The following is a 14,565-nucleotide window of genomic DNA, read 5'->3' on the forward strand; positions in this document are numbered from 1 at the left end:
CACATCCAAAAGACACTGGCGAAGCTTGATGCTTGGACTAGGTGTCCTTATCGCTGCCTCGGCGTTGGCGATGGCCGGGCCTTACTTCCAGAAGCTGCTGGTCAACGCGGCGCTGCTCCCCCCTTCCGGACAAGAGGCCAGCGTAAGGGTATTTTGGCTTGCACTCCTTGGGATGCTGTTCACCCTGGCTTTCGGGGAGCTGCTCGGCATTGCCAGAAACCGGATCATGGCCAGCGTCAGTACGGGCATTGCGGCCGACTTGCGCAAAACGGTGTTCGATCGGATTCAGAGCATGTCGCTCGGATTTTTGACGTCCCAGCGAGCGGGAGACCTGATGAACAGAGTGACGGCCGATACGGACCGCATCCGCCACTTGATTCAGGAAATGTGCACGACGGCCATCCACCAACTGCTCATCCTGATCGCTTCAGCGACGCTGCTTTTTTCGGCCGATTGGCGGCTGGCGCTGATCGTGCTGCTTCCGGCTCCATTCGTTGGTTATTTGCACTACTATATTTGGAGGCATGTCCTAAACAGGCTGTTTCACAAGCAGTGGCGCATCTCCGACAAGGCAAACTCGTTTCTTCACGATGTCCTCAGCGGCATTCGGGTCGTGAAGGCTTTCGGCCAGGAAGAGCGGGAGATTCGCAGATTCCGGACATATAACGGCGAATTCGCTGCTGCTGCGTTGAAAAGCGAGAAGTTGTACAGCATTTTATCGCCGATCTCGAATTATTTGATTCAGATCGGCCAATATCTCGTACTTCTGATCGGCTGCTACATGATTATCGGCCGGGAGATGAACGTAGGCGAGCTGATCCAGTTCAGCGCTTATGCCGCCATGATTTTCGGGCCGATTTCCTGGCTGATGTTCATGCCGCGCTGGATCGCGAATGCGGTCATTTCGATGCATCGCGTATTCTCGGTAATCGACGAGCAGCCGGAAGTCATGGATGCAAACAACGCGGTGGGCCACCGGATTCGGGGCTCGATCGAGTTCCGCGACGTTTTTTTTGGATATCGATCGTATGAGCCTGTTCTGAAGGAGATCAACCTCACCGTGAAGCCGGGGGAGATGATCGGACTCGTCGGCCATTCCGGATCGGGCAAATCGACGACGATCAATCTGATTTCCCGTTTCTATGATGTAAACGAAGGGGAGATTCGGATTGACGGCACCGATATCCGGAAGATCCGGCAGGAGGATTTGCGCTCGCAAATCGGGGTCGTGCTTCAGGAGACGTTCCTGTTCAGCGGGACGATCGCGGAGAATATTCAGTACTCGAAGCCGGGCGCGAAGCCGGAAGAGGTTATTGAGGCGGCCAAAATCGCCAACGCGCACGATTTTATCATCAGCTTGCCTGACGGTTACGACACGAGGCTGGAAGAGAACGGGAACAATCTGTCGGGAGGCGAGCGTCAACGGATCGCCATCGCGAGGGCCGTGCTGAACGATCCGCGAATCCTTATTCTGGACGAGGCGACGGCTTCGCTTGATATCGAGACGGAAGCGGCCATCCAGGAGGCACTGAGACGGGTGACGAAGAATCGCACGACGATCGCTATCGCGCATCGTCTCTCTACGCTGCGAAATGCCGACCGGCTTATCGTCCTTGACAAGGGGCGGATCGCCGAACTCGGCACGCATCGCGAATTGATGAAGAAGCAGGGAATTTACTACAATCTGATCTCCGCCCAGCGCGGCATGTCCCGCAAGAGCGATCCTTCCGCGGTGGTATAACGCCGCCAGATGCTTACTGTGAAATAGACGATATGGAAAACACAAAGATGGATCTTTATGAACGCTGGAGAAATTGAGCCAAGTTTCCTATTCTGAGCTGCTGCCCGACATTGTAAGGATTACACTGAACTGTTCATCCGGGTGCCCCTAAGTCTGCAAGATAGCCTGGGAAAAAACACGCTGTCGACCGGAGACAGGCTGAAACGGTTTAAGGGAGGGCTGAGAGGATAACGGGCTGATTGAACCTATTTTCAATTCGGCCGATATTTACTTATTACCTCCAGCCAGCCGGGAGTGGTTGGATGATTATGAGAAAGTGGTGCCGGGTCATCGCACATTTCCCATTTGTTTGCGTTTTATCCGGGCGAAGGTATTAACGTGAATTCCACGCCAGAGCTGATTGCAGCGGCTCGAACGACATGGATCGCAGGCTGGCTAACGGCGTCAGACATACCGGCTGGAGCCGAGCGTGGTTCATCAACTTCTGGGTACAACCGTTGGATGCCGACAAAGCTTACGAAGACGTAAGAGCGATGCTCACTCCACGCTGGTTTGATCCGTCTGCTGTCCGCTTTGCGTAACAGCTGGAGCGATGGGGAAGTTAGAGGGCTGCTGTCACGCTTATCCCGACTTTTCCCGGTTGGCAAATGGTGGTCGAATCCAACAGTTATTTGCCCTTGATTTTGCTAGCAGCGTTTAACATTTTATGAATAGGGCAGTTCATAGAACGATCCCCAAATCACTTGACGAAGCAGCTCTTGTTGACGGAGAAGGTTATTTTTACATTGTCACGCATGTTATTTTTCCTTTATCCAAATCGGCTGTCATTGTGGTTGCGCTGTTTCAGTTTCTGGGTGTGTGGAACGATTTTTTGGGCCCGCTTGTTTACATCAACAAGGAATCTAAGTTCACGCTGGCGCTTGGCGCAATTTATTGGCTATTACACAGCTCAATGGGAGTTGTTGATGGCGGCGGCCACGATGGTTCTCTTTCCGCCTATTATGCTGTTTATATTAGGACAAAATACTTTATTAAAGGCATTGCGGTATCCGGGCTGAAAGATTAGAAGCTCGTTCTGCCAACATATCGAAAGGAGGAACTCAATGAAAGCATTGAGAGGCAAACAGGTCATTATGAAAGAGCAAGAACTGATTCGCAGGGAACGAGCGAACAGAAGCTATCTGATGAAGCTGGACAGCGGTCATCTGTTGTTTAATTATCATTTGGAGGCCGGAAGATTTCATGGAAGAACGATTCCCGAAGGTGCGCACGGCGGTTGGGAAACGCCGGTCTGCCAATTGCGCGGCCATTTTCTTGGTCATTGGTTGTCTGGTGCGGCGTTGCATTATGAAGAAAGCGGCGACATCGAATTAAAGGCCAAACTGGATGCTATTGTCCATGAATTGCATGAATGCCAACGCGATAACGGCGGTCAGTGGGTCGGTCCGATTCCCGAAAAATATCTGCACTGGATTGCAAGCGGAAAAAGCATCTGGGCGCCCCAATACAATTTGCACAAAATATTAATGGGGTTGGTCGATGCCTGGCAATATGCCGGTAATCGGCAGGCCCTGGATATCGTGGATCGGTTCGCGGACTGGTTTGTCGAATGGAGCGGCACATTCACAAGAGAGCAATTCGACGATATTCTCGATGTGGAGACAGGCGGAATGCTTGAGGTTTGGGCCGATCTGTTGCACATAACCGGAGCGGACAAATATCGTGTGCTGTTAGACCGGTATTATCGCAGTCGGCTGTTTCAACCCTTGCTGGAGGGCAAGGATCCGCTTACGAATATGCATGCTAACACTACGATACCGGAAGTGCTCGGCTGTGCGAGAGCTTATGAGGTTACCGGAGACGACAGGTGGCTGTCCATCGTCCAAGCGTATTGGAATTGCGCTGTAACGGAAAGGGGAAGCCTTGCGACAGGCGGTCAAACCGCTGGAGAGGTCTGGATGCCGAAGATGAAGATGAAGGCCCGCCTAGGTGACAAAAATCAGGAGCATTGTACTGTCTATAACATGATCCGACTAGCAGATTTCTTATTTCGTCAATCTGGCGACCCTACCTACGCGCAATATATCGAGTACAATCTATACAATGGCATTATGGCGCAAGCCTATTATCAGGAATATGGTTTGACTGGTAGTCAGCATAACTATCCCAGAACCGGCCTGCTGACCTATTTCCTCCCCATGAAGGCCGGTCTGCGCAAGGAGTGGAGCACGGAAACCGACAGCTTCTTCTGCTGCCACGGCACGATGGTTCAGGCGAATGCGGCCTGGAACATGGGAATTTATTATCAGGACGGGGATATCGTCTATATCAGTCAATATTTCGATTCCGAGTTGCACACAAGTATCGCTGGAACCCTCATACGGATCGTACAGACGCAGGACAAAATGAGCGGGAGCCTCCTATCCTCGTCTAACACGGCCGGGTACCAAGCTATTAATGATACAGCGTCGACAAATGAAAATATACCTACTTTTCGCAAATACGATTTCATTGTATCTGCTGCCGCACCGACAACGTTCACGCTCCGCTTACGCATACCTGAGTGGATCATGGCGGGAGCATCCGTGTACGTCAATGACGTTCTGCAGGGGACGACTCTGGACAGCGAGAACTTCTATGACATTCACAGAGCATGGAAGGAAGGCGATACCGTCTCGATTATGCTGCCAATCGGCATTCGGTTTGTTCCGCTACCGGACGACGAACGAACAGGTGCCTTCCGATACGGGCCAGAAGTGCTGGCAGGCTTGTGCGAATCAGAACAGCAGCTCTATATGAGGGATGAGGATATTGCGTCCGCTATCGAGAACGAAAATGAACGTGAATGGGGGAGTTGGCGGTATTTCTTCAAGACAGTCAACCAGGAACCTGCCATCACGTTCAAACGAATTCGGGATATCGGGTACGAACCTTATCAAATTTACTTCAAAGTAACGCGTACAAAATTATAGTGAAGAGAGAAAAATAAATATTCTGTGTGTCCAGCCGATCAACATATCCATTCCTGCGATAGATCTAGGCTGAGGACTAGTACGATCAAACAGGCGGATACTGAGATCGGCAAAATTGCCATTTCCGTAATGGAGATTTGAGAGATGTAAGCTGTCGGAGGTCTCATATAACGTTCCTGTTCGGCGGGACGATCGGAGTGAATATTCATTACTCGAAGCCGAGTGCAAAGCTGGAAGAGATTATTCTTGAAAAGCCTTATCCGTAAGGAGGGAAGAAGCAGCGTATGGAAAATGAATTTCACAGCGTTCTCTGCTATACGAGAGAACCGCTTGAACCGGAAATCTATTCCCCGAAGCTTGCATATAGCATGCATCTCGCTTACACCGATGACGGGATGAGTTATCGGGAGCTTAATCACAACTCGGGGGTGCTGTTCGCTAAAGCCGCCGAGCTCTCAAACGGCACGCTGTCCGCCAAGAGTTTGAAGAATCCGTACCTGTTCCACATGGCTGACGGAAACTTTGGCGTACTGGCCATTCGGACGGAAGCGGACGGTTCTCCCGATCAGCAGAGCAAGGGCTCGGTGCTTTTGTTCACTTCCCCGGACTTGCTGCAGTATCGGGAGCTCGGTCTGTTGAACCTAACGAAAGGGCTTCGTGTACAAGATATCATGTGCGAATATGAACATGCTTCCCGAAGGTATATCCTTCGTTGGCGTGAAGAAGACGGAAGGTATTATCAAAGGGAAATGGCGGACGTGACATGCCCGGACGACGCTGCCAAGCCGAATCCGTGCGAAGCTTTCACGCTAAGCCCGAGACGCGTCGACATTGAAGGAGCAGTGCCCCGCAATGCGATACGTGTATCGCGAGGCGTGGCTCAGAGGCTGATTCATAAGCTTACGGTACCGGTTCATGTGCGTAATGAACTGCCGGAGCGCGTTGCCGTTTCGTCCAAAGAACAGTTACAAGCGGTTAAAGTGACGGCGATATACAGTGACGGCACCACCGCGATCAAGCCGATTGAGTGGGATGCGTCCGAGATCGATTGGAGCCGTCCCGGAACTTATCGCATTTCTGGAAGCATTCGGCAGGATCGCTATACGTTTCCGATGGCGACGAACCGTGCCGACCCTTGCATTGCGCAGTGGAACGGAAGGTATTATTTTGTCGCAACCAATGATGCCGACGGCAACCATACGATATCGATCCGGGAGGCGGATTCCATATTCGGTCTGGTCTCGGCAGAAGAAACCAAAATCCTGGATACAGGCATGCATGATCATCTGAAGCGATTTCTGTGGGCGCCTGAACTTCATGGCATCGGCGGCGATCTGTATATTTTTCTTGCCGGCAGCAGCGGCGAATTCAAAGACATTCAATCGCATGTTATGCGGTTAAAGAATGGCGGCAATCCGAGAATGGCTGCGGATTGGGGGACCCCGATCCGGGTCGCCAGGCATGACGGAAGCCCGCTGTTTCAAGCCGGCATAACGCTGGACATGACCGTATTAGAGCGGAAAGGCCGTTTATATGTGCTCTGGGCGCAAAGGGAATTGGTACCGCATGACTTGGGCTCGTGGATCTATATCGCCGAGGCGGATCCGAGGGAACCGTGGAGACTGATATCGGAGCCTGTCCTGCTGTCCAAGCCCGATTACGGCTGGGCGAACAATCAAACGTTCGTGGAGGAAGGGTCCTTTGCACTCATGACAGACCGGAAGATCTTCGTGACGATATCCGGTGCTCTGGTCGATGCCACGTATTGCGTCGGCATGCTCAGCGTCAATTCTGACGCTGATTTGCTTGACCCGAACCAATGGACGAAGCGAAATTACCCGCTGCTAACCTCCAGAAGCGTGCCGGGCGAATACGGGCCAGGACACAATTCTTATGTGAAGGACGAGGAAGGAACGATCTGGAGCGTATATCACGCTCGTCCAGGCATCGGAGAGCCCCGCTGCTCGGGTCTCCGTCGCGTACATTTCGACGTTGACGGTGAACCGATGCTGGGCTTGACGGAAGAGAAGGACCTGAATCCAGCGCTTGCGTCCGTACACCTGGATGTGCAGGTGGAAGCATTGGTGGAAGGCTGACGGAACAACAACTTTTCTGGGTTTGTGCGAATTGTTGAACATGAAGAACAAAAGAAGCGCCGTGTTCCCGTGTGCGGGTACGCAGCGCTTCTTTTGCGTTTTGACGACGTGAACCCGAGGTTAATCCTTTCCAATGATGGATTCAGATTGGGCACACCGTATAGCCGACGCTCATGCGCTTTCCACTTTCCGGCCCTTTGCGTTGCCCAGAGCATCAACACTTTTAGTAATTACAAATCGTGTTTAGTTTCTCTATGGTTCGTTTTCGCAAGCAGTTATATGATCTTGGTGAGCATCAAAATGAAAGCGCTGCATATTCATGCAGCCAAAAATTAAGGGGGGAATTAACGCATGTGGATCGTAAGATCAGTCTGCTGTTCTGCAGCCTGATTCTGGTGATCATGACGGCATGCAGCAGCGGCTCGGGCGGCGACGCGAAGACAGTCGAGCCCGGCAAAGCGGAAGAGGCCGTCAACGCGCCTGTGGAAGCGACAAACGAGCAGTCGAGAAACGAATCAAGCAGCGAGGAAGAATTAACCGGCACGCCGGAAATGGAATTTGATATGGGCGGCCGAACCATCAAATGGGTGTCCTGGTATGATGAATCGATTCAGGGAGACAATCCTGACAACATTAAACGGAAACGTAACTTGGAAGAGCTGATGAAAAAACATAATTTTAAAATGGAATACGTGATCGTGGATTTCGGCGAGTACCAGGATAAGGTGACAGCCTCGCTGGTGGCGGGCGAACCGATCGGCGACATTATCCGGGTAGCGAGGCCATGGATGATTCCGACGCTGGTCAACCAAGGTCTGTTCGCGCCGGTGGATGAATACACGAAGAACGAGAAGGTATTCATCCAGCAGTACACGAACGAGTACTCCCAATACGAAGGAAGAGGCTACGGGTTCAGGACGGGCATCAACGGCGCGTCATCCGGCATTTTCTATAACCGCACGTTAATGAATCAATTTGGCATGAAGCCATTGCAGGAATACGTCAACGAGGACAACTGGAACTGGGATACGTTCATTCAGGTCGCGAAAGAAGCGAACAAAGATTCCAATAACGACGGCAAATTGGATATTTGGGGGCTTGCATCCGCTTCCTTGCTGGTTCCCGCAATGGCCTCGAACGAAGCGAATCTGGTCATTCTCGATAAGCAAGGTCTTGAGGATCCCAAAACCTTGGAAGTGCTGAACTTCTTGTCGCGCCTCGTAACCGAGTCGGTTGGGAGACCAACGGAAGGGGGAGACTGGACCGAGCCGGGCCAATTTTTCCGCCAAGGCAACACATTGATGGTTGCAGGCAGCGATTATGAAATGGAAAACTTCAAACAGGACATGCCGGATTACGATATCGGATTTCTCCCATTTCCGAAAGGGCCAAGCGCATCAAGTTATCATTCGCATAATACGATCCCGAATTACCTGACGATTCCAAGCGCCGTGGAGCATCCCGAACGCCTGGTTTATATTTACGAGAAAATCAACGATATCGACTCGATCTACGACTATCCGAAACAATCTACGCTGGAGACTTTATTCAGCAACGAGGACGATATTCAGAATGCCAAGATGGCCGGTGAGAGCATTAAAGTGATCGATACCGAGAGCGGATACCCATCGATGCCATATTACGAATTTATAGGGGAAATCATGGAAGGCATCCCGGTATCGACGGTCGTCGAGAAATACAAAGGGCCGTTCCAGGCAGCGATTGATGCGGTTTGGAAAAAGTAACCGTGGTTCCAAAAGGAATCTCAGCCAGTCCTCCCGTCATTTTGAAGGGATGAGTCAGGTACGGCGTTACATATGGAAGCAATTTCAAGTCAATGCTTCTTAACGGCAGACGGTGGATAGCCTTTCGCTTCCTTGAACACTTTGCTGAAATAGGAAAGATCTTGAAAGCCGCTGGATTCGGCGGCTTCCGTCACGGTAACGCCGCCGGCCATCAACATGATTTCAGCGTTATTCACGCGTATCCGCTGCAGGTATTCCTTGTAGGTCGAACCGGTATTCTTTTTGAATAGTTTCCCTAAATAAACGGGATGGAGGTTGAACTGCTCGGCGAAGTCGTTAAACGACAAGTCTTCCGCATAGTGTTCTTCGATGATGGCGGTCAGCTTCTTGATCCGCGGGTCCATATGCATGATCGTTTGGCGATGCATGCCGTGAAGCAGCCGGTGGAGAATGAGTTCGAACAATGCACGGGCATGGATCCTATAAAACGGTTGTTTATTCATCCACACGTGGTTGAACTCCCGGATGTAGGCAAGTATCTCCTTGGTGATCAATTTCTTCGTTACAACGCCAAACGGAAGCCGGATATGATTGTGCGGCTCGGCCCAGAAAAAATTGAACGGATACGCATGCATGGGAGATTCCTTGCACGTATGGGCTTCCCGTACGCTTCCCCCCGGAACGTAGACCAGGTCGCCCGCCTCAACTGCAAATTTTTTGCCGTCAATGTAGTAGTTTGCCCGGCCATCAACGACGAACGTCAAATCGTGAAATCCGATGCGGGCCTTCTGAATTCTCCAATCCGGATAACATCTGCGGTCCACGAACAGAAAAATATTCGGTACAAGATGAGGGTGATACTCGAGCTCCATGCGGATATCGCCTCCTTTTTAAACAAATTGTAATGTTCTCATGAACATTTACAACCTGTGGTTGGATGGTCTTTTCCCAATGTATCGCCGCTTGATCATGTGAAATCATCCGCCGTTAAGAAAGGAAGGGTCCAATGATTACGTTAACCGGATTTGCAGACGAGATATCCCCGGATTTGGATGTACAGCTGGATGTCCTAGAATCCGAAAGCATCCGATATCTTGAGCTTCGAGGCGTTTGGGGGAAAAATGTGCTGCAGCTGACGAAAAAGGAAGCGTTGACCGTGAAAGAACGATTAGCGGAGCGGAGGGTCGGAGTCTCCTCGATCGGATCGCCGATCGGGAAAATCCAAATCACCGACGACTTTGAAACCCATCTCGAAGACGCTCGGCGTGCCGTTCGTCTAGCTAAGTTTTTCCATGCGCCTTTTGTACGCGTGTTCTCCTTTTACATTCCGGACGGGGACTACGAGAAGCATCGGCCTGAGGTGTTACGGCGCATGCAACGACTCGCTCAATTGGCTGAACGCGAAGGCGTGGTTCTGCTTCATGAGAATGAAAGCCATATTTATGGAGACACCGGCGAGCGATGTTTGGATCTGCTTCAAACGGTTTCATCCTGCCATTTGCGGGCAGCCTTTGATCCGGCGAATTTCGTGCAGTGCGGCGTGAAGCCCGTCAATGAGGCCTATCCACTGATAGGCGACTATACGTCGTATGTTCATGTGAAAGACGCCATCATGGGGAAGGGGACAGTCGTACCTGCAGGGGATGGCGACGGCGAGCTCCGCGAGCTCATTCATGAGCTCAGCCGCAGGCGATTTTCAGGGTTTATGTCGTTGGAGCCGCATCTGCGCGCCGCCGGAATATTCGAGGGATTCACGAATCCGGGGCTTTTCGTTGTGGCATCCAAAGCGATAAAGCGATTGTTAGCGGAGCAAGCAATGGAATGGAATTGACCGGCTGAATATTGATTCAACGCGTGACCTTGGTTTGAGGAGCCAAAAAATTCGAGAGGAGCAGTCTCATGAATTTACGATTTAAGAAATTCTTATGCGTATGTTTGTCTCTTGCCATCGCTTTGTCCATTCTGGTTGCACCTGGAAATATTGCCGCAGCGAGCGATGCCGTCATCAATGTTTCCTCGGAGAAGCAAGTGATTCGCGGCTTCGGAGGCATCAACCACCCGGCATGGATCGGCGATTTGACGGCAGCACAGAGAGATATCGCATTCGGAAACGGGGCGAATCAGTTAGGTTTCTCAATATTAAGAATCTACGTGCATGAAGACCGAAATCAGTGGCATCGTGAGCTGGAGACGGCCAAACGGGCCATTGCCCTTGGAGCCATCGTATTTGCTTCCCCTTGGAATCCGCCGGCCGATATGGTCGAGACCTTCAACCATAACGGCGATACAACGGCAAAGCGGCTTAGTTACGACAAATATGCCGCGTATGCCCAGCATCTTAACGATTTCGTGACGTACATGAGAAACAGTGGCGTCGATCTGTATGCGATATCCGTCCAAAACGAGCCCGATTATGCACATGACTGGACGTGGTGGACACCGCAGGAAATGCTTCGGTTTATGAAAGAAAATGCCGGATCGATCAACACGAGAGTCATCGCGCCGGAATCGTTCCAGTATCTTAAAAATATGTCGGATCCGATTTTGAATGATCCCCAGGCGCTTGCCAATATGGATATTCTCGGGGCTCATCTGTACGGGACCCCGATTAGCAATTTCGCTTATCCGCTATTCAAACAAAAAGGAGCGGGAAAAGATCTCTGGATGACGGAGGTATACTATCCGAACAGCGACAACAACTCGGCGGATCGCTGGCCCGAAGCCCTGGATGTGTCTTACCATATCCACAACGCGATGGTGGAGGGCGATTTTCAAGCCTACGTGTGGTGGTATATCCGCAGATCTTACGGTCCGATGAAGGAGGACGGCACGATCAGCAAACGCGGCTACAATATGGCTCATTTCTCCAAATTTGTCCGCCCCGGCTATGTCAGGGTGGATGCCACGAAAAATCCTGAATCCAACGTTTACGTATCAGCCTATAAAGGTGACAACAAAATCGTTATCGTTGCGATTAACCGGAGCAGCGCCGGGGTCAATCAGAACTTTGTGCTGCAAAACGGATCGGTTTCGCAGGTATCAAGGTGGATCACGAGCAGCAGCAGCAATCTTCAACCCGGAACGACACTCAATGTAACGGGGAGCAACTACTGGGCCCATCTTCCCGCGCAGAGCGTTACGACCTTTGTAGGCGAACTCGGGCGGTAACTCACCGTCAACGGTACTGGTAGTTATCACAAAGGTAAATCATTTTAACAAAGAGCTGTCTCCAGGTCATACAGGCGACTTGGAAGGGCAGCTCTTTGTTTTGGGCTGGAATTGATCCGAAATTTCAGCTGATTATAGTTGGATGGATGAAAGGGAGCAAAGCGCAGTCCTGGGTTCCCCCTATGCCCTAGGCGATTACTCCGGTTTATCCTATTATTGCCTTGTAAAGGAGTTTTGCGGCCATTCTTCTCCTAGCCGGTAGCCATATCGTAAGCAAATTGTACCCCGAGGAAGGAATTGTACCTTTTTCTTGCGAACAGTCAAGTGTATCATCGTATTGCCTTACTTTGAGAACGCTTTCTATTGAGGAGGGTACGTATGCAGCGTTTATGGTCCAAGTTCTCCCCGGTGTTCCGCAGATTTCTGATTTCCTACTTGATCGTGCTCTTGATCCCCCAAATTGCGGGCTATGCATCGTACAGGACTTCGATTGAAGTGGCGAAAGCAAGCTCAATCGAAAACAGTCTGAGTTCCTTGAATCTGGGAAAAGAGATCATCGAGCGTCATCTAGTGGAGGTGGAAACCTTCACGAAGCAGCTTGCGATCAATCAGGATCTATATCGTCTGATCGCTGATCCCAAGCCGCTCGACAGCAACAACGTTTACGGCTTGGGACGCATGCAGCGCAGCCTGTCCATGTACAGCAGCACGAATGATTACCTCTCCGATTTCTTCATCTACATACGTAATTACAACGCCATTATTACGCCGAATACCGTCTATTACCGGCCCGAGCATTATTACGAGGCGAATCGGCTTGAAGGGTTGACGTTCGAGGAGTGGGAGGAGGCCGTATTGAAGAAGCCGCATCTAAACGAGATGATGCCGCTTAAGAAATATAGGCGGGAAATCCGCGACACGGTGTTTGTTGAGACGCCGGCCGTCACGTTTCTGCAATCGATCCCGCTTAACAGCTTTAACAACCCGCAGGCGATGATCGGCGTGCTGATCGATGAAGATCATATGGGCAGCCTGCTGCAAAATATCGTGGACCAATACGGGGGCTGGGCGTTGGTTGCTGACCGGGAAGGCAGCTTGATCTTGTCCAAGGGCATTGGAGAAGAGGAGGCCAAGCGCTTCACCGAAGCTTCTTCCGATGAGAACGGCGAGGTCATCCCCACGGGAGACGGACGGCTGTTGATCTCCATCCGGTCCGATCTGAACGGCTGGACCTATATGGCCGGAATACCGGAGCAGGCGCTGATGACGAAGGCCGATATAATTCAGCGGGTCACGACGACGTTTACGCTGACTGCGCTGTTCATTGGCTTGTTGATTGGACTTGTCCTCGCTTACCGGCACAGTGCAAAGGTCCAGTCGCTCCTGTCCGTGTTTCGCGAACAAAACCACATTTCCCGGGAGAAGATCGGCAACGAGTACGATTTCCTGGCTGGCAATATCGCGGCTTTGATCGCTAACAACAAATTGCTGGAGTCCTCACTGAACGATCAGCTCCCGCTGCTTAGGGATGCGTTTATCAAACGGCTGCTGACTGGCGACTTCTATACGCTGCGCGAACTCGAAGCGGTCTCCAGTCAGACGGGAGTCCCGCTCCGCGGCGAGCAAGGACGCGCAGGCATTCTGAAAGTCGCCGGATATGGCAGTGCCGACAGCGAAGAAATCATCCAGGAACTCAGCGTTGCCCGGTTGATCGTCCGGCAGGCTTTGAGCCGGCTGGAACCCGATGTGCTGGTTACGGACTGGGGTTCGGACCAGATCACTTTCGTGCATCCGATTGCCGAAGAGGCGCTGGACGTCTTTACTCGCCGCCTGGATGCCGGTTTGCTTGAACTGATCGATACCGTATATCGGCATCATCGATTGTCGATCACGATCGGGCTGGGTTCGGCGTTCGAAGCGTGGAACGGCGTGGCCGACTCTTTCAACGAAGCGCAGCAAGCGCTGGAATATGCCGTTCACACCGGGGCAGTCGGCATCACCCGGTTTGAGGATGCGATGAAGGCTACGGAACTGTACTATTATCCGATTGAATCCGAACAACGCTTGCTCAATACGCTTAAGGCGGGTGAACTTGAGGAAACAAGCCGCCTTCTTGACCAGCTGTTCAGCCGGAACTTTGAAGAGAGGGAGCTGTCATATGATATGACGCAGCAGTTTGTGATGGAGCTCAAGGGAACCTTTCTGAAGCTTGCCGAACAAAAAATATTCCGCGACGAGTCGCTGACCGACCATATCAAGGAGCAGGTCGCTGCAGTTCCGACGACGGACGGGGTCAATCAGCTCAGGGATAGATTCGGGAAGCTCATTCATGATATCTGCATGGACGTCCGGAAGAAAAAATGCGACATGCATGCCGAGACCGTGGGTGAGATCATCCGTTACATTCACGAGCGTTACTCCGATGCAGAGTTGACGCTTTATCGAATCGCGGAGCATATCGGGAAGCCCGAGAAGTATATCTCCCAAATGTTCAAGGAGCACACGGGAACGAATCCTTCGGACTACGTTGAACTGGTGAGGATCGGCAAGGCGGCCGAGCTGCTGCAGGAGAAGCTATTGACGATTGACGAGATCGCCGCGCAGGTGGAGTATAACAGCGCGCATTCGTTCCGGAGGGCCTTCAAGCGGGTTCGAGGCGTGTCGCCGAGCACATTTCGGCAAATGGCCGATTAAGGAGACAGCGGGTTCGCCAATCTTTTTGTGGAAAAGAGGATGGTCAGCCGCCTGCTTAAACGAATGGATCGAACGTCTTGGCGGATGTTTTTTAATCGAACCCGCCTAATGAAAAACCGAGCGAAATCCAGGCCTGGAGAGCATCTGTT

At 51.6% G+C, this 14,565-nt stretch carries 9 protein-coding genes and 1 pseudogene; 9 read left to right on the top strand and 1 reads right to left on the bottom strand.

Features of this window, described 5'->3' with window-relative positions; all coding sequences use genetic code 11:
* From ACPV3A_RS32485 to ACPV3A_RS32510, 6 genes and pseudogenes are all read left to right on the top strand, one after another.
* The coding region (locus tag ACPV3A_RS32485; RefSeq protein ID WP_426203833.1) for an ABC transporter ATP-binding protein at nucleotides 1-1,741 on the top strand (1,741 nt) is incomplete at its 5' end.
* 378 nt (nucleotides 1,742-2,119) lie between these two features.
* Nucleotides 2,120-2,322, top strand: a pseudogene (locus tag ACPV3A_RS32490) (glycosyl hydrolase family 95 catalytic domain-containing protein).
* 125 nt (nucleotides 2,323-2,447) lie between these two features.
* The gene (locus ACPV3A_RS32495) at nucleotides 2,448-2,807 is read left to right on the top strand and encodes an ABC transporter permease subunit (RefSeq protein WP_339217298.1); all 360 of its coding nucleotides are present in this window, start codon (nucleotides 2,448-2,450) and stop codon (nucleotides 2,805-2,807) included.
* Between the two features lie 37 nt (nucleotides 2,808-2,844).
* Complete coding sequence (locus ACPV3A_RS32500) at nucleotides 2,845-4,713, top strand: beta-L-arabinofuranosidase domain-containing protein (protein WP_426203835.1); 1,869 nt, start codon at nucleotides 2,845-2,847, stop codon at nucleotides 4,711-4,713.
* A gap of 284 nt (nucleotides 4,714-4,997) precedes the next feature.
* On the top strand, nucleotides 4,998-6,809 hold the full coding sequence (locus ACPV3A_RS32505) for a family 43 glycosylhydrolase (RefSeq protein ID WP_426203837.1): 1,812 nt from the start codon (nucleotides 4,998-5,000) through the stop codon (nucleotides 6,807-6,809).
* 401 nt (nucleotides 6,810-7,210) lie between these two features.
* Nucleotides 7,211-8,554: an ABC transporter substrate-binding protein gene (locus ACPV3A_RS32510; RefSeq protein WP_426203866.1), complete on the top strand. Its 1,344-nt coding sequence runs from the start codon at nucleotides 7,211-7,213 to the stop codon at nucleotides 8,552-8,554.
* Between the two features lie 89 nt (nucleotides 8,555-8,643).
* Here ACPV3A_RS32510 and ACPV3A_RS32515 read toward each other — a convergent pair whose 3' ends face one another.
* On the bottom strand, nucleotides 8,644-9,426 hold the full coding sequence (locus ACPV3A_RS32515) for a helix-turn-helix transcriptional regulator (protein WP_194542834.1): 783 nt from the start codon (nucleotides 9,424-9,426) through the stop codon (nucleotides 8,644-8,646).
* Nucleotides 9,427-9,560: 134 nt separating this feature from the next.
* Here ACPV3A_RS32515 and ACPV3A_RS32520 point away from each other — a divergent pair, with 134 nt between their 5' ends.
* The 3 genes from ACPV3A_RS32520 to ACPV3A_RS32530 all read left to right on the top strand — a co-directional run bounded on the left by ACPV3A_RS32520 (nucleotide 9,561) and on the right by ACPV3A_RS32530 (nucleotide 14,416).
* Complete coding sequence (locus ACPV3A_RS32520; RefSeq protein WP_194542833.1) at nucleotides 9,561-10,385, top strand: sugar phosphate isomerase/epimerase family protein; 825 nt, start codon at nucleotides 9,561-9,563, stop codon at nucleotides 10,383-10,385.
* A 68-nt stretch (nucleotides 10,386-10,453) separates the two neighbouring features.
* Complete coding sequence (locus tag ACPV3A_RS32525; protein ID WP_426203840.1) at nucleotides 10,454-11,722, top strand: glucuronoxylanase; 1,269 nt, start codon at nucleotides 10,454-10,456, stop codon at nucleotides 11,720-11,722.
* Between the two features lie 378 nt (nucleotides 11,723-12,100).
* Complete coding sequence (locus ACPV3A_RS32530) at nucleotides 12,101-14,416, top strand: helix-turn-helix domain-containing protein (RefSeq protein ID WP_426203842.1); 2,316 nt, start codon at nucleotides 12,101-12,103, stop codon at nucleotides 14,414-14,416.
* The last annotated feature ends 149 nt before the right edge of the window (nucleotides 14,417-14,565 follow it).

This window comes from Paenibacillus sp. Dod16 (assembly GCF_049893405.1).
Lineage (GTDB): Bacteria > Bacillota > Bacilli > Paenibacillales > Paenibacillaceae > Paenibacillus_AQ.